Below are 16,869 nucleotides of genomic sequence, written 5' to 3'. Positions count from 1 at the left end.
ACCCTCGTAGCCTCAACGCGAGGTAAAACGATTCATTACCGAATCGGGGCTGCTTCCCCGCAGACCTTTTCAGGAGCTGCTGTGCGCGTTGAGATCTGGCACTTATAAATCGTTTCAATCGCCCCTCCTGCCAACCGTCGCTGTGGAACATCAGCGTCGGCTCCGAGCTCGAACGCGTGACCCCTTGTCGTGCCGAAAGGACAGCCGATGAACCACCGGCGCCCCCTGCTCACCCTCTTGACCGCGGTGCTGCTGGCCGTGTCCGGGCCGGCGGCCACCGCCGCACCGGGCGGCGGCCACCTCGGGCAGCCGACCGCGCTGCGGACGGAGAACCTCGTCGAGCCGATCGGGATCGACGCGGCCAAGCCGCTGCTGAGCTGGCTTCCGCCGGCGCCGGGGCAAGCCGCCTATGAGGTCCGCGCGACCCTCGACACCCCGTCCCGGCCGCGTGAGCTCTGGGACAGTGGGAAGGTCCGCTCGGCCGACACCTCGAACATCGCCTACGGCGGCCCCGCCCTGCACGCCCGCGACCACGTCCGGTGGCAGGTCCGGATCTGGGACGCCGCCGGGCGCGTCTCGCCGTGGAGCGCGCAGTCGAGCTGGGAGATGGGGCTGCTGTCCGCGGCCGACTGGTCGGCCCGCTGGATCGAGAACCCGTCGTACGACTACACGCAGCCGGACGGCAAGGAGACGCCGCTGCCGGTGTTCGGCAAGGCGTTCTCCGTGCGCGGGCCGGTCAAGCAGGCGCGCCTCTATACGACCGGGCTCGGGATGTACGCCGCTACGCTGAACGGACGTCCCGTGGGGGACGCGGTCCTCGAACCGGGGCAGACCACGTACTCCGCCGAGGTCGACTACCGCACCTACGACCTGACTCGGGCGCTGCGGCCGGGGACGAACACGATCGGCCTGGAGACGGGCAGCGGCACCTACCAGCGGGTGAAGACGCCGGGCCGGTACTTCTTCGGCAACACCCTGGAGCAGTACACGGTGTACGGCGAGCCCAAGGTCATCGCCCAGCTCGAAGTCACCTACCAGGATGGGCGCCGCGACGTCGTTTCGAGTGATGGCACGTGGCGCACCGCGCTGGGGCCGACGACGTTCTCGTCGTGGTGGAGTGGTGAGGAATACGACGCCCGCCGCGGAAACGGTACGGACTGGCAGCAGGCAAGCGTCGTCAAGCTGTCCCAGACCACCACGCCACGGGACACGACGCCGCTGCGCGCGAACCCGCGCCCGCCGGTCACTGTCGCGGAAACCGTGCGGCCCACGGACATCCGCAAGCTCGCCGACGGCTCCTACATCCTCGACTTCGGTGCGAACCGCTCCGGCTGGCCCAGCCTGTCGGTCGCCGGGCAGGCCGGCGACACCGTCACCATGATCCCCGCCGAGAAGCTCGCCGCCGACGGCACGCTGGACATCAGCAGCACAGGTGCGAAACCCGGCAGCCAGATCGCCTACCGCTACACCCTTTCCGGGCACGGCGTCGAGAAGTGGCATCCGCAGTTCACCTACAGCGGCTACCGGTATCTGCAGGTGAGTGGTCTGCGTACCGCGCCGGCCAAGGACACGGTGACCATGGACGTCATCCACGCGGCGAACCCGAGCGCGAGTGAGTTCACCTCGTCCAGCGACCTGCTCAACCAGATCCACGCCATCACCGAGCGGTCGATCCAGAGCAACATGATGTCGGTCCTGACCGACTGCCCGGACCGGGAAAAAGGCCCGTACACCGGCGACAACCTGCACAACATCGACGCGCTGCTCACCGACTACGACATGTCGGCCTTCCAGCCGCAGCTCGTGCGCAACATGGCCACCGCGCAACGGCAGCCGGGCGACGAATCACCGGGACTGATCGCCAACATCGCCCCGGAGTTCCACCGCGTCCTTCCCACCAAGCTGCAGTACCCGCAGGGCACCATCGAGTTCCTCGACGAGGTCAACTGGGGCGGCGCGATCGTCCGCATCCCGTGGCAGCTCTACCAGACCTACGGCGACACCCGCACCATGGCGACGTACTACGACAACATGGTGGCCTGGCTGGACTACGAGGCCGCGAACAAGGCCGCCAACAACGGCGACATCCCCGGCCTGGGCGACTGGTCCGCGACCGACAACACCACGCCGATGCAGCTGGCCATCACCGCCGGCTACTACACCGCCGCCCACGACATGGCGAGCATCGCTCAGGTTCTGCGCAAGACCGCCGACCAGACCAAGTACACGGCTCTGGCCGGACAGCTCGCCGCCGAGTTCACCGCCCGCTTCCGGCACGTCGACGCGACCGGTGTCTTCTACGGCAGCGACAGCGAAGCATCCAACGCGATGGCTCTGGACGCGGGTCTGGTCGCGCCCGCCGACCGCGCCGCGGTGCTCGACCGGCTCGTCGCGTCGGTGCGCAAGGCGGGCAACCACATCACCACCGGCTCGGTCGCGCTCGGCCCGCTCTTCCGGGCCCTGCAAGCGGGGAACCGCAACGACGTCCTCTACGACATGGTCGTCAACCCGACCTCACCGGGCTACGGCTACCTGATCGCCAGCGGTCACACCACGTTGTCGGAAAGCCTCGACGGCGGCGGCTCACAGAACCACCACTTCCTCGGTGAGGTCGACGCGTGGTTCGTCGGCGGCGTCGCCGGAATCCGGCAGGCTCCGGGCTCGGTCGGCTACCGCGCTCTGGAGATCGCTCCGGCGCTCGTCGGCGACCTGACCCACGCGGCAGGCAGCTACCGCACTCCGTTCGGGACGGTCAGCAGCAGCTGGACGAAGTCCGCGCACCGGTTCCAGTTGGAGGTCACCGTGCCGCCCGGCGCGACCGCGACCGTGCACCTCCCCGGCAGCTCGGCCGCGCACACCGTCGGCGCCGGCCAGTACACCTTCACGACCTCGATCTGATCGCCACGCCTCAAAGAGGAGGTCCGAATGGAGAGTTCGAGGATTACCCGCAGAACGATGATCGGCGGATCGTTGTCCGTGATCGCCGGGATGAGCATGCCCGTCCCGGCACTCGCCTCGACGAGGACAACCGAGGCGGCGACCCGCTACGGCAGGGTGCGGGGGAGGCGGGAGGACGGCATCGTGAAGTTCCTCGGCGTGCCCTACGCCACGCCGCCGCTCGGCGAACTACGGTTCAAGGCCCCGAAGCCGCCCCGAAGCTGGCACGGCGTGCGCGACGCGGTGAGCTTTCCGAACCCGGCGTTCCAGGTGGCGGGCAACGAGATGGGCCCGAACGGCAACGGCCGGATGCCGGCCCCCTCCGAAGACTGCCTCTACCTCAACATCTGGACCCCGGCCGCCGACCGCGGGCGGCGGCCGGTGATGTTCTACAACCACGGCGGTGGTTACATGATCGGCTCCGGCTCCGCCACCGGGCAGGACGGCACCCATCTGGCGCAGCTCTACGACGTGGTGGTGGTCGAGTCCAACCATCGGCTCGGCCTGCTCGGCTACCTGTTCCTCGGCGACCTCGCCGGCCGGGATTACGCCGCCAACCAGGGGATGCTGGACATCCTCGCGGCGCTGCGCTGGACCAGGGAGAACATCGAGAACTTCGGGGGAGACCCCGACAACATCATGGTCTGGGGTGAGAGCGGTGGCGGCGCCAAGACCGCGGCCGTCTACACCATGCCGGCCGCCGTGCCGCTGTTCCGCAAGGCTTCGATCGAGAGCGCCGCGCCGCTGCGCTTCCCCACCCGCGAAGGCGCCACCGCCCGGGCGAGGCGCACGCTGGAGCTGCTGGGAATGACCACATCGGACATTCCCCGGCTGCACGAGATTCCGGCTACAAGACTGCTCGAAATCCAGCAGTCCGAGGCCGCGAACGGCGTCGCACCCTGGGGCGATCCCGGCCCGCTTCCCGGTTTCGGTGCTTTCGTCGACGGCCACGTCATCCCGCGGCACCCGTTCGCCCACGGCGCCGCGCCCTTCTCGGCGGCCAAACCGCTGATGTGTGGCACCTGCCGCGACGAGATGGTGTTCTTCAGTCTTTCCGGGCCGCCGGACATCTTCCGCATCGACGAGGCCGGCCTGCGCCGGGAGCTGAGCACAACGTACCAGGGCGCCGAGCTGGACGAGATCATCGACACCTTCCACAAGTCGCGGCCCGACGCCACGCCGGCGCAGCTCTACTTCGCGATCACCACCTCGCCCATCTGGCGTGACTCGATCAAGATCGCGGAGGCCAAAGCGGCACAGCACGCGGCCCCGGTGTTCATGTACCAGCTCGCCTACAAGAACCCGACCCTGGTGCCCGGCACCGATTTCCCCATCGGCTCACCGCACGCGTCGGACATCCCCCTGAAATTCGCCAACATCACCGAGGGCCCGCCAGGACAGGCGGCGACCGCACGGCACATGAGCGCGCTGTGGGCGGGCTTCGCTCACCATGACCGTCCGATTGCGACGGACGCACCAGCCTGGCCTGCTTATACGCCAAAGAACCGGTCCACGATGTGGCTCGACGCCGACTGCAAGATCGTCGACGATCCGGACCGGGCCGAACGGCTGTTCTGGAAGACCCACGCCTGATCCCACACACGAAGGAGTGTGCAGATGGATGTCACCCGTCGGTCGATGTTGCAGTTCACAGGAGCGGGCGTGGCCGCGGCGGGCGTCGTGGCCGTGACGCCCACCGGCCTGGCGGAGGCCGCGCCGCCTGGTGGCTCGCTTCGCGCGGTGCCCGTGGCGTCCGCTGAAGCGCAGGCCGCCGTCAAGCGGGCCCGGCAGCTGGTGTCCCGGATGACGCTCGACGAAAAGATCGCCTACTGCCACGGCATTCCCGCCACCAGAGGCTTCACCGGCCACATCCCCGCCAACACCCGCCTCGGTATTCCGGCGCTCCGGCTGGCCGACGGACCCAGCGGGGTCGGAAACGGGTCCACGGGAGTCACCCAATGGCCGGACTCCAAAGCGCTGGCCGCGACGTGGAACCCGGGCACGGCGGAGGACTACGGCAAGGCCTACGGCGCCGAGCAGGCCGCCAAAGGGCACAACGTCGCCCTGGCGCCGTGCATCAACATCCTCCGGGTGCCGCACTGGGGCCGCTCGTTCGAGACCTACACGGAAGACCCGTTCCTGAACGGCCGGCTCGCGGCCGCGACGATCCGCGGCATCCAGTCCAACCACGTGATCTCGACGGTGAAGCACTTCGCGGCCAACAACCAGGAGACCCTGCGCAACTCGATCGATGTCGTCGTGTCCGAGCGCGCCTTGCAGGAGATCTACTTCCCGGGCTTCCGCGCCGCGGTCCAGCAGGGCCAGACCGGGGCCGTCATGACCTCCTACAACAAGGTCAACGGGACCTGGGCGCAGGAGAACCGGGTCAACGTGCAGGACACGCTGCGCGACGCGTGGGGCTACGACGGCTGGGTCATGTCGGACTGGGGCGGGACCCACAGCACCGTCCAGACCGCCAAGGCGGGTTCGGACACCGAGATGCCCGGCGGCACGTACCTCGGCGACGCGCCCAAGGCGGCGGTGGGGAACGGCAGCGTCAGCCAGGCCCAGCTCGACACCATGGTCACCCAGGTGCTCACGCCGATGATCCGCGTCGGGTTGTTCGACCACCCGCTGCCCGATCCGGAAACCGTCGTCGACACCGTGGTCTCCACGCCGGCGCATCTCGACCTGGCGCGCCGGATCGGCGTCGAGGGCAGCGTGCTGCTCAAGAACGACGGTGTCCTGCCGTTCGCGCGGCCGCGCGGCATCGCGGTCATCGGCGGCGCCGCCGACGCGGGCGCCCAAACCCACGGCGGCGGCTCCGGCAGCGTCACCTCGAACGGCCCGGTCGTGACCCCGCTGGCCGGGATCCGGGCCCGGGCCGGGGCGATCCCGGTGACGTACGCGCGCGGGACGCTCGGGATCGGCGCGTTGCCGGTTGTCCCCGCCTCGGCGTTCGGCCCCGGGCTGACCGCCACGTACTACGCGTCGACGGACCTGACCGGTGACCCGCTGGGCACCGAGACGGTCCCGAACCTGAACGTCACGGCGGCACCGGCGCCCGTGACGAGCCAGACGGACGGGTGGTCGGCGCGGTACACCGGAACGTTCCACGCTGACACCGCCGGGCGCTACCGGTTCAGCCTCACCGCCGGCGGGCTGACGACGTTGAGCATCGACGGCAAGGTCGTGCTGACCTACCTGCCGGGCCGCGAGTCCGTCCAGAACGCGTTCGTGACCCTGACCGCGGGCGACCACGCCATCGAGCTGACGTACGTCGCGGCCGCGCCGGTCGGCGGGCGTGCCCCGCGCACCTCCCTGGTGCTCGGATCCCAGGCCGGGTACGACCAGCTGCACCAGGAGGCGGCGGCCGCCGCCCGTGCGGCGGAGGTGGCCGTGGTGGTTCTTTCCGACGTCACCAGCGAGGGTATGGACCGCTCGACGCTCGCGCTGCCGGCCGACCAGAACGAACTCGTCGCTGCGGTCGCCGCGGCGAGCCCTCGGACGGTGGTCGTGCTGAACACCTCGGGTGCGGTGCTGATGCCGTGGCTGGGGAGTGTGAAGGGCGTCATCGCGAACTGGTATGCGGGGCAGGAGCAGGGAAACGCGGTGGCGGCGATGCTGTTCGGGGACGCGGAGCCGGGCGGCCGGCTGCCCGAGACGTTCCCGGCGACCGACCAACAAGGTCCGGCCAAGACGGGTGTCGAGTTCCCGGGTGACGGGGTCCATGTCTTCTATGACGAGGGCTTGGCGGTGGGCTACCGCTGGTACCAGCAGTCGGGGGAGAAGCCGCTGTTCCCGTTCGGGTTCGGGTTGTCGTACACGACCTTCCGGCTCGACGACCTGCGCGTGTCCCCGGCACCAGGCGGGCTGCGGGCTTCGGTGTCGGTCACGAACACCGGACGCCGGGCCGGTTCGGAGGTCGTCCAGCTCTACGTCGCCGCGCCGGACGCGGCGCAGGAACCGGCTCAGCAGCTGAAGGCCTTCTCGAAGGTGACCCTCAACCCCGGGCAGCGTACGACGGTGACTCTCGACGTGCCCCGGGACGAGCTCGCGGTCTGGCTGAACTCGAGTACCGGGTGGACGGTCGTGCCGGGGGACTACACCGTCGGTGTGGGGACTTCGTCGGCCGACCTTCCGCTGCGGGGTCGTATCACGTTGTCGTGACCCGGACGAGAGCGGCGCCGAGGAGTTCCCTCGGCGCCGCTTTCTCGCAGGGGACCGGTCAGTGCTGGGAAACGGTGATCTCGTAGGTGCCGCCCGAGACGTTCAGCGTCACGGAACTGCCGGCCGACTTCGCCCCGGGACCGGCGTCACGGCCGTTGATCATGACCACCGAGCCGCGGCCGACGGGGACCGTGATGGTGCCCGAGGTGTTCGCGGGCGCCTGCACGGTGAGTGTGAAACGCCCGCGATCGTTGGTCCACTGTGTCCTGATGGTCCCGTAGGCGGTCGGGACGGCTCCGGCGGCCGAGCGCACCGTGCCGGGGTTCGGCGCGATGCTCCAGGTCTGGTAGCCGGCACCGACCGGCTTGACCCCGAGCAGCTGTTCGGTCAGCTGGACGGATGGTGACGCGGCCCAGCCGTGCGCGAGGCTGGCCGTGGCGCGGTTGACGCCGCCGGTGCTGTTCTTGAACTCCCAGAACGCGCCCGTGTAGAGCGGGTTCTGCTTGTCCACCATGGGACCCCAGGTGCGCCGCAGGAGATCCAGCGCCCCGGCGGTGTCGCCGGTCGCGAACCGGCCGGCCGTCTCCATGCCGTTGCCGAACGGTTCGATCGTGTGCCCGGTCGGGTCCTGCAGGCCAGGGCCCATGATGGCGCCGTACGGGGTCCAGAGCGTCTTCAGCGCGGCGAGGACCCTCGCTTCCTGCCCGGCGGGGACGAACCCGTACTGGAGCGCCAGGGCGTTGGCGTCCTCGACGACGACATCGGGCTTGGCGCTGCTTTGCCCGTACGCGCCGAGCGTCGGGTTCCACAGCTTGCTCATCACCGCGGTCTTGATGGCGTCGGCCTTGGCGTCGTTGCCATCGGCCAGCGCCGGGGAACCGGCCGTGCGCTCCAGCCAGGACATCTCCCGCAGGACGAGGTAGTAGTCGATGCTGTACTTGGTGACTTCGCCGGTCTGGGTCGCCTGCCAGTAGTCGCGGTCGTTCGACACGACCAGATGGTCGGCGTTGAGGAAGCTGTCGTTGTAGGCGAGTTCCTTGCGCAGTGCGGGAAGCGCTGCCGTGATGTAGGCCTTGTCGCCGGTGTAGCGGTAGTAGTCGACGAAGGCGCGCAGCCCGTAGCCGGAGTAGTTGTCGGAGTAGAAGAGCGGCGAGCCCGCTGGGTTGGTGCGTTTGGCGAAGTCCGGGGAGCCGGGGAAGGCGCCGTCGGCCCGCTGGGTCGCCAGCAGCGTGTCGAGCGACGATTTCACGTAGGGCGCACCGGCGTCGCCGAGGCTGGTGAGCAGGGTGGGGATCTGGACGAGCAGGTCACCGGTCCAGATGCTGCGGTCGCGTTTGGCGCCGTCGTAGATCCGCGCGTCGGGCAGGCCGTTGAGCCCGGGTGCCTTGAGGTCCATCTGCAGTGTGTAGGCGCCGGAGTACCACATCCGGTTGAGCTGGTCGTCGCTGGAGAGGAACCAGCCTCGGTAGTCGGCCGGCGTCGCGCGGAACGCCTGGAAGTCCACGCCCAGCGAGGTGAGGCTGACGCTGCCGGGGGTGGAGAGGGTGAGCAGCGCGAACCGGAAGCCGCCGTGGAAACCGCCGGTCAGCCGGCCGGGCGCGGTGGGCTGGAAGGTGTCCGGGCCGCCGACACCGGCGAGACCGCGGGACTCGTCCGAGCTCGGCGCGCCCGGTGACGTCGTGACGGCCGTGCCCGCCGGGAGGTTCGCGGTCAGCGCGGGCTTGACCGTCACGGTCCGGGCAGTGGTGTCGAAACCCGTGATGGTGCTCGTGACCGGAGTTCCCCCGGTAGGGGTGAAGGTGATCGTGTTGCCGGTTTCGAGGTTTGCCGTGGAGGCCAGCGGGATCTGTGTCGTACCGGCGGGCACCGCGGACGGGACGGTCGTCGCGGCCGGGGTGCGGATGTACTGGCGGGCTTCGGCGGTGACCAGGGTGAGTGTGGGCGCGCCGCTGATCCGGGTGAGGTCGAGGTAGGGCGTGCCACCGACCTCCTTGCCGAAGTCCAGCAACGCCGAAGCGGGCGTCCCGCCCGCCACGGTCGTGAGCGTCGTCGCCGGCCCGTGGGAACTCACCAGGGTCTGGGGATGCTTGACGTCGCCCCGTCCCTTGGCTCGTACCGCGTGGACGTCGGAGGTCGACGGCCCGAGCACATAGGACTTCCAGGCCGCGGTGTTCAGCCCTTGAGCTGCCTGAACCGGGGTGGTGGCGAGAACGGGAGTGAGGACAGCGAGCACTCCGACGGTCGCCAGACGGCTCGCTCTCCTGAAGGTAAACGTTTCAATTCAAGTGCCTTCCTCTCCTCTTCGAGTGGAGGGTCTGTGGGGCGGCTGGGGGACCCGGCCAGAAGGGCATCTTGCGGACGCGATGGCGAGCTGGGCAAGCATTTGTCCGATACCGGCCGCGAGCCCCGGAGTCAGCCCTGGTCAGCGGCGGAATCGCGGTTCCCGCGTCTGCACTAACATGGGCGGCGGGGTACGGCGTGCGGGAGAGGAACGGTCGGCTGAACAGGGTCACGATTCGCGACGTCGCCGAGCTGGCCAGGGTCTCGCCCGCTTCGGTGTCCAACTACTTCCACAAGCCGCGCAAGCTCTCCGATGCGACGAGGCAACGAATCCAGCAGGCGGTCGACGCACTCGGGTTCATGCCGAACGACGCCGCCCGCACCCTCCGGACCGGCGTCAGCCCGGTGATCGGCTACATCGCCTTCGAACTCGCCGGAGCGACCACGCCCGAGATCGCCGCGGCGATCGAACAGCGGGTGTCGGCGGAGGGCATGTACATGCTGATGGCCAACGACACCGGCTCCGAGCAGCGTGAGCGCAGCTACCTGCAACTGTTCGCCAAGCAGCTGGTCAGCGGGGTCATCATCGCGCCGGTCGGCAACGTGGAGGCCGAGCTGGCCCGGATGCGGTCCTTCGGCATCGCGAGCGTGCTCAGCGCCCGCCGCGCCGAATCGCCCGAGCAGGCGTCGGTGTCGATCGACCACGTGGCCGGCGGGAAGCTCGCGGCGACCCATCTGATCGAGCAGGGACGCAAGCGCATCGGGTTCGTCTCCTCCTCGCTGGAGCTGAAGCAGGTGGCCGACCGGCTGAACGGTGCGCTGTCGGCGGTGCGCTCGGCGCCCGGCGTCACCCTGGAAATCATCCCCGTGCCGGAGCGTTCGGTGGAGGCCGGCATGGCCTGCGCGGACGCGATCGCGCGACGGCCGGCAGCCGAGCGCCCCGACGCGTTGTTCTGCGCCAACGACCTGCTGGCCATCGGCGTCGTCCAGGCTTTCGTGTCCTCGGAGGTCGTCAGCGTGCCGGCCGACATCGCGGTGGTCGGCTACGACGACATCGAGTTCGCCCGGTCCACGATCGTGCCGCTCACGACCATCCGGACGCCTCACGCGGAGCTGGGGACCGCGGTGGCCGACCTGCTCTTCGCCGAAATCGACGCCCTCGGCTCGGCCGACGGGGTTGACCTGCCCCGGCCGCAGCTGGAGTTCTCCCCCGAGCTGGTCGTGCGGGCCTCGACGGTTCAACCCTGACTTAAATCGTTTTACCTCTCGCGCCTCCTCGGTCTTGACAGTGGCGGGAGGCCATGTGATGTGATGCCTACGCCCAGAGGTAAAACGTATTACCACTGAGCGGCACACTGCTTCGACGAAGAAGGAGACCTCATGGCCGACACCGCCAAGCCGCCTACCGGGCTGGACGCCCGGCATTGGACGCTCGCGGTCGCCGCGGGCATGGCCTCGTTCCTCGACTCGGGCGCGATCATCTCCGTCGGGCTGGGCCTGGCCCTGTGGAAGAAGGCGTTCGACCTGGACGTCTGGACCGTGGGGGTGCTGGGCTCGGCCTTGACGCTGTTCATCGCCGTTGGCTCGCTGGCCGGTGGACGGCTGGCCGACCTGGTCGGCCGGGGCCGCATGTTCTCGCTGACGATCCTGCTCTACGCGGCCGCGGCGGCGGCCATCGCGCTGGCTCCGAACGCGTCCGTGCTGGTGGCCGGGGTGATCGTGCTGGGCATCGCCGCCGGTGCCGACCTGCCGACCTCGCTGGCGGTGCTCTCCGAGCGTGCGCCAGAGGGCACTCAGGGACGGCTCGTCGCCTTCACCCACGTGATGTGGACGATCGGGGTGGTGGTGGCGACCCTGCTGGGGTTCGCGGTCTCCGGGCTGGGCGGTCCCGGCATCAGCTTGATCTTCGGCCTGCTCGCGGTGCTGGCGGTCGCGACCTTCGTGTTCCGCGCCTTCTACCCGCCCTTCCAGCGGCTCGAGGAGGAGGCGCGGGCCCGGCACGCGACGGCGGGCGTCGACCCCGCCAAGGCCGTACCGCTGGCCGGCCTGCTCCGCGACCGGACGTCGCTGGTCCTGATCGCCCTGACGGCGCTGTTCTACCTGTTCTTCACCCTCGTGGCGAACACCTTCGGGTCCTTCAAGACCTACTTCCTCGTCACGGTCGGTGGTACGACGCAGACGGTGGCCACCGGCCTGTCGTTCGGGACCACCCTGATCGGGCTGGTCGGCACGATCGTGTTCACCCGCATCGCGGACACGAAGTGGCGCAGCCGGTTCTTCGCCTTCGGCGTGGTCGTCTTCGTCGCCTGTCAGCTGCTCATCGCCGTCACCGGCGGCGTCGTGCTGCCGGCGATGATCGCCGCCCTGGTCCTCTACAACGTCGCTTTCCCGTTCATCGGTGAGGCGCTGTACAAGATCTGGACGCAGGAGTCGTTCCCGGTCAACGCCCGCGCGACGGTGCAGGGCTTCACCATCGCCATCGCCCGCTTCATCGCGGCCGGCTTCGCGCTCGTCACGCCCGCGCTGATCGGGTGGAGCCCGAGTGGTCTGTACTTCCTGCTGGCCGCGTTCGCCGTGCTGTCGGGCGGCGTGGGCGCGGTGATCCTCCGCCGCCGGCGCAGCACCGCACCGCAGTCGGCTGACCGGACCACCGACCTCACCACCAAGGAGGCTCTGTGATGACGACCGGCCCCGTCGTCCGCATCGGCTCCGGCGAGCCCTTCACCGCCACCCCGGCTCCGCGGCTGACGTGGAAAACGTTGTCGCGGACGGAGAACTGGCTTCAGGCGAGGGCGGAGATCGAGCTCGTCACCGCGGAGGCGAGGGTGACCGCGTCGCTCGACGGGGACGAGTCGGTCTTCGTCGAGTGGCCGTTCGCTCCGTTGCGGCCACGGGAAACCGTCGCGGTCCGGGTGCGGGTCGAGGGCGTCGACGGGTCGGTTTCGCCGTGGAGTGAACCGGCCGAGGTGACGGCGGGGTTCCTCGAATCGGGCGAGTGGCGCGCGCGGTTCGTCGGGTCCGGTTCGGACGAACCGCATCTGCTGCGCGCCACCTTCGACGTGCACGGCGGTGTCCGGCGGGCCTTCCTCTACGCGACGGCGTTCGGCGCCTACGACGTCCGCCTCAACGGCTCGGCGGTCGACGACGCGGTACTGAAGCCGGGGTGGACGAGCTACCAGTGGCGGCTGCTGTACGACGTCAACGACGTGACCGCGCACCTGCGTCAGGGAACCAACACGATCGGGATCGAGCTCGCCGGTGGTTGGTACACCGAGGACTTCGGGTTCCGCGACGCGGCACGACGCTTCTACGAAGGCAATCCCGCCGCGGCGGCGCAGCTGGTGATCGAATACGAGGACGGCACCAGCACCACGGTCGTCACCGGCGAGGATTGGCAGTGGTCCCCGGGCCCGGTCGTCGCGGCAAGCATCTATCAGGGCGAGACCTACGACGCGCGGCGGAGCGGCGACGACTGGCGCCCGGTCGTGCTGGTGGAGGTCCCGGACGTGCGGCCGGAACCCCGGTCAGGCCCGCCGGTGCGCGTGATCGAGCGCCGCGAAGTGGCCGAGGTGCTCACCACGCCGTCGGGCAAGACGGTGCTCGACTTCGGGCAGAACCTCGTCGGGTGGGTGAGGCTCACCGTCTCGGGGCCGCGCGGGCACACCGTCACCCTGCGGCACGCCGAAGTGCTGGAGCGCGGGGAGCTCGGCACCCGGCCACTGCGCAACGCCGCGGCCACCGACCGGTACACCCTCCGCGGCGAGGGCGAGGAGACCTGGGAGCCCCGCTGGACGTTCCACGGCTTCCGGTACGTCGAAGTCGAGAACTGGCCAGGCGAGCTCTCGCCCGCCGCGGTCTCGGCCGCGGTCGTCCACACGGACATGCGGCGCACCGGCGGGTTCACCACCTCGCACCCGCTGCTGCAGCAGTTCCACGACAACGTGGTGTGGGGGATGCGCGGGAACTTCCTGTCGATCCCGACCGACTGTCCTCAGCGCGACGAGCGTCTCGGCTGGACCGGCGACCTCCAGGTCTTCGCCCCGACCGCGTCGTTCCTCTACGACTGCGACGCGTTCCTGCGCTCGTGGCTTGAGGACGTCATGCTCGAGCAGCGAGCGGCGAAGGGCGTCGTCCCGATGACGGTGCCCGCCGTCATCCCGCAGGTGCCCGGGCAACTGGAGCCGGTCGCGGCCTGGGGTGACGTGATCACCGTCGTGCCCACCGTCCTTCGGGAGCGCTTCGGCGATCACGACGCCATCGCGACCTGTTTCGAAGCCATGGCGGCCTGGGTGGACACCGTCACGGACCGCACGGACGGCAAGTTGCTGTGGGAGAGCGGTGTCCAGTTCGGCGACTGGCTCGACCCGGACGCCCCGCCGGACCAGCCCGGCCAGGCCAAGACCGACGCCGGACTGGTGGCGACGGCCTACTTCCACCGCTCGGCCGACCTCACCGCGCAGGCCGCCCGGATACTGGGTCGCGACGAAGATGCCCGCCGGTACGGCGACCTCGCGGCGAGGATCGCCGAGGAGTTCCGCCGGACCTACGTCACGCCCTCGGGCCGGATGATGTCGGACGCACCGACGGCCTACGCCCTCGCGATCGTCTTCGGCCTCGTCGACGGCGAACGGAAAGCCGCGATGGGGGAGCGGCTGCGGCACCTCGTCCGGGCCTACGGGTACCACATCGCCACTGGCTTCGTCGGCACGCCGATCATCTGTGACGCGCTCACGGCGACCGGGCACGTGGACGCGGCGTCGCGGCTGTTGCTCCAGACCGAGTGCCCGTCGTGGCTGTATCCGGTGAGGATGGGCGCCACCACCATCTGGGAGCGCTGGGACTCGATGCTGGAAGACGGCACGATCAACCCCGGTCAGATGACGTCGTTCAACCACTACGCGCTCGGTGCGGTCGCGGACTGGCTGCACCGGTGCGTGGCCGGTCTCGCACCCGCGGAACCCGGCTACCGGCGCATTCGGGTCGCCCCCACCCTGCTCGACACGCTCGACGACGCTTTCGCGTGGCACGACACCCCGTACGGGCGGGCGTCGGCCGGGTGGTGCCGCTCGAACGACCTGGTTCGCTTCGAGATCGAGGTCCCACCCAACACCAGGGCGTGCGTCCGTCTGCCGTCCGGCGCCGAACACGAAGTGGGCAGCGGAACCCACACCTGGACCGAGAGCCACCCGCGCCCGCGTCGCACGCGGACCGGGCTGGGGCTCGACAGCGACCTCGCCACGATCGTCGACGACGTCGAGGCGTACCGGGCCGTCCTGGGAGCGATCAGCTCGATCGATCCCGGCCGGGCCGCCGCCTTCCGCCGCTCCACCCGGTGGACGCCCGGCCGCCGGCTGCGGGATCCGTTGAGCCACACGCCGCTCGAGATCGTGGAGGCCATCGAAAAGGCGCTGGCCGCGCTCCCCGGGTAGGGGCCGGGCGCCGCGGGCTCCTTCGCCGTGGCGAGGAAACGCACCCGATGTGGTGTTCAGTGCTCCTCCCGAACGCCACGAATGCCCGTGGACGGTCCCGGTGCCCGCCGCGGTCGGCACGACGTCCCGGCTACGCCGTCAGCAGCACCTTGATGGAGCTGCACCCCGGATCATTCCGCCAGTGCGTGCAGGAAGGCGCCCTGAAAGTGTCCGTTGTGGACGGCGGGAGCGGGACATGGCGCGCATCCTCGTCACCGGGGATCGACCTGCGACTCGGCCACCTGCCCCCGGGAATTTCTGACTGTGCCGATACCGGTGGCGACGTTACCGGCGCTTCCGTGCACGTGAGGGGGCTTGGGAGAACCTCCCGCGCGGATGGGAGGACGGGTTGACTGGGTGTTGCCGGGGCTGGGTTGTGCCCGCGTCGCGCTGAAAGATCATCCCATCTGTGAAGGAATCCGAAATCCCATGACTTCTGTGCACGCCTATGTCGCGCGTTCCGCCACCGAGCCGCTGGTGCCGGGGACGGTCGAGCGGCGTGAGGTCGGCCCGAAGGATGTGCGCATCGACATCCGGTGGGCCGGTGTCTGCCATTCCGATATCCACACCGTCCGTGGCGACTGGGGGCCGCAGCCGTATCCGCTGACGGTGGGGCACGAGATCGCCGGTGTGGTCGCCGAGGTCGGCTCGGAGGTGACCCGTTACCGGGCGGGCGACCGGGTGGGCGTGGGCTGCATGGTCGGCTCCTGCGGTAAGTGTGCCCACTGCCAGGCCGGGGACGAGCAGTACTGCGTCGAGGGCATGATCGCCACCTACGCGGGGACCGACCGGGACGGCACGGTCACCCAGGGCGGCTACTCCACCGGGGTCGTCGTCGACGAGGACTTCGTGCTGCGCATTCCCGACGCGATCCCGTTCGAGAAGGCCGCCCCGCTGCTGTGTGCGGGCATCACCACCTATTCGCCGCTCAAGCGCTGGGGTGCCGGCCCGGGGCGGAAGGTCGCGATCGTGGGGATGGGCGGGCTGGGCCATCTGGCCGTGAAGTTCGCCCACGCCATGGGAGCCGAGGTGACCGTGCTGTCCCGGACGCTGGGCAAGCGCGAGGACGGGCTGCGGCTCGGCGCCGACCACTACCACGCGACCAGCGACCCCGAGACGTTCCAGGCCCTGGCCGGGCGGTTCGACCTGATCCTCAACACCGTCAGCGCGCCGATCGACGTGGACGCGTTCCTCGGGCTGCTGGCCGTGGACGGTGCCCTGGTCAATGTCGGTGCCCCGGGCGAGCCGCTGGACCTGCACGTGATGTCGTTGATCGGCGGACGGCGCTCCTACGCCGGTTCGATGATCGGGGGTATCGCCGAGACGCAGGAGATGCTCGACTACTGCGCCGGGCACGGCATCGCCCCCGAGGTCGAGATCATCGCCGCGGACCAGATCAACCAGGCGTGGGACCGGGTTCTGGCTTCGGACGTGCGGTACCGGTTCGTGATCGACACCACCACACTCGCCGCCTGACGCTAGCCGGGCGTGTCCTGCCACCGGGTGGGGGGGGTTCTGACCCAACCCCCCACCCGGTGCCGGACGGGACTTAACGTGGGTTCATGAGCACGAAGGACGAGGTGCGGGAGTTCCTGGTCTCCCGCCGCGCGAACGTCACCCCGCGGCAGGTGGGTCTTCCCGATCTCGGCGAGGAGCGGCGCGTCCCGGGTTTGCGCCGTGAAGAGGTGGCTCTGCTGGCCGGGGTCAGCCTCGATTACTACACGCGGCTGGAGCGCGGCAACATCCGTGGCGCGTCGGAGAGCGTGCTCAACGCCATCGCCCGGGCGCTGTTGCTCAACGACGTCGAGCGCGAGTACCTGTTCGACCTGGCGCGCACCGCGCCCGCCGCCTCCCGCGCGCCCCGGAGGGAGCCGGTGCCCCAGCGGGTGCGCACCTCGGTGCAGCGGGTGCTGGACAACATGGCGGTGCCGGCGATCGTGCACAACGCCAACCAGGATCTGGTGGCGGCCAACCTCCTCGGCCGGGCCCTGTACGCGCCGCACTTCGACACCGA

The 16,869-nt window shown here is 69.8% G+C and carries 9 protein-coding genes; 8 read left to right on the top strand and 1 reads right to left on the bottom strand.

The features are described from left to right. Positions 1-207: 207 nt before the first annotated feature. The 3 genes from FHX82_RS31780 to FHX82_RS31770 are packed head-to-tail and all read left to right on the top strand — an operon-like array spanning position 208 to position 7,107. Entirely contained in the window at positions 208-2,898 is a 2,691-nt protein-coding gene (locus FHX82_RS31780; protein ID WP_145936020.1) for an alpha-L-rhamnosidase, read from the top strand. Positions 2,899-2,925: 27 nt separating this feature from the next. Next, positions 2,926-4,530 carry a carboxylesterase/lipase family protein gene (locus FHX82_RS31775; protein ID WP_145936021.1) on the top strand — a complete coding sequence of 535 codons (1,605 nt, stop codon included), beginning with the start codon at positions 2,926-2,928 and terminating at the stop codon, positions 4,528-4,530. Between the two features lie 24 nt (positions 4,531-4,554). Beyond that, positions 4,555-7,107 carry a beta-glucosidase family protein gene (locus tag FHX82_RS31770; protein WP_145936022.1) on the top strand — a complete coding sequence of 851 codons (2,553 nt, stop codon included), beginning with the start codon at positions 4,555-4,557 and terminating at the stop codon, positions 7,105-7,107. A 58-nt stretch (positions 7,108-7,165) separates the two neighbouring features. Here the strand turns inward: FHX82_RS31770 and FHX82_RS31765 are convergent, their stop codons facing one another. After that, entirely contained in the window at positions 7,166-9,340 is a 2,175-nt protein-coding gene (locus FHX82_RS31765) for an alpha-L-rhamnosidase C-terminal domain-containing protein (RefSeq protein WP_145936023.1), read from the bottom strand. Positions 9,341-9,585: 245 nt separating this feature from the next. Here FHX82_RS31765 and FHX82_RS31760 point away from each other — a divergent pair, with 245 nt between their 5' ends. The 5 genes from FHX82_RS31760 to FHX82_RS31740 form a co-directional block, all read left to right on the top strand. Next, a complete protein-coding gene (locus FHX82_RS31760; protein ID WP_221216830.1) occupies positions 9,586-10,635 on the top strand; it encodes a LacI family DNA-binding transcriptional regulator in 1,050 nt (349 codons plus the stop codon). A gap of 132 nt (positions 10,636-10,767) precedes the next feature. Continuing rightward, positions 10,768-12,066, top strand: coding sequence for an MFS transporter (locus FHX82_RS31755; RefSeq protein ID WP_145936024.1), 1,299 nt, complete (start codon positions 10,768-10,770; stop codon positions 12,064-12,066). Next, positions 12,066-14,816, top strand: coding sequence for a family 78 glycoside hydrolase catalytic domain (locus FHX82_RS31750; protein ID WP_145936025.1), 2,751 nt, complete (start codon positions 12,066-12,068; stop codon positions 14,814-14,816). Before FHX82_RS31755 ends, FHX82_RS31750 begins: the two co-directional genes overlap by 1 nt. Positions 14,817-15,284: 468 nt before the next feature. Beyond that, complete coding sequence (locus FHX82_RS31745; protein WP_183176951.1) at positions 15,285-16,331, top strand: NAD(P)-dependent alcohol dehydrogenase; 1,047 nt, start codon at positions 15,285-15,287, stop codon at positions 16,329-16,331. 86 nt (positions 16,332-16,417) lie between these two features. Beyond that, the coding region (locus FHX82_RS31740) for a helix-turn-helix domain-containing protein (RefSeq protein ID WP_183176950.1) at positions 16,418-16,869 on the top strand (452 nt) is incomplete at its 3' end.

The sequence above is a fragment of the Amycolatopsis bartoniae genome (genome assembly GCF_014191255.1).
Classification (GTDB): domain Bacteria; phylum Actinomycetota; class Actinomycetes; order Mycobacteriales; family Pseudonocardiaceae; genus Amycolatopsis_E; species Amycolatopsis_E bartoniae.
This window is presented reverse-complemented; position numbering and strand designations above follow the sequence as displayed.

What these genes read in the sequence shown, in the direction of transcription:
- FHX82_RS31780 (WP_145936020.1), top strand. Translation starts at nt 208, where the DNA reads ATGAACCACCGGCGCCCCCTGCTCACCCTCTTGACCGCGGTGCTGCTG.
- FHX82_RS31775 (WP_145936021.1), top strand. Translation starts at nt 2,926, where the DNA reads ATGGAGAGTTCGAGGATTACCCGCAGAACGATGATCGGCGGATCGTTG.
- FHX82_RS31770 (WP_145936022.1), top strand. Translation starts at nt 4,555, where the DNA reads ATGGATGTCACCCGTCGGTCGATGTTGCAGTTCACAGGAGCGGGCGTG.
- FHX82_RS31755 (WP_145936024.1), top strand. Translation starts at nt 10,768, where the DNA reads ATGGCCGACACCGCCAAGCCGCCTACCGGGCTGGACGCCCGGCATTGG.
- FHX82_RS31750 (WP_145936025.1), top strand. Translation starts at nt 12,066, where the DNA reads ATGACGACCGGCCCCGTCGTCCGCATCGGCTCCGGCGAGCCCTTCACC.
- FHX82_RS31745 (WP_183176951.1), top strand. Translation starts at nt 15,285, where the DNA reads ATGACTTCTGTGCACGCCTATGTCGCGCGTTCCGCCACCGAGCCGCTG.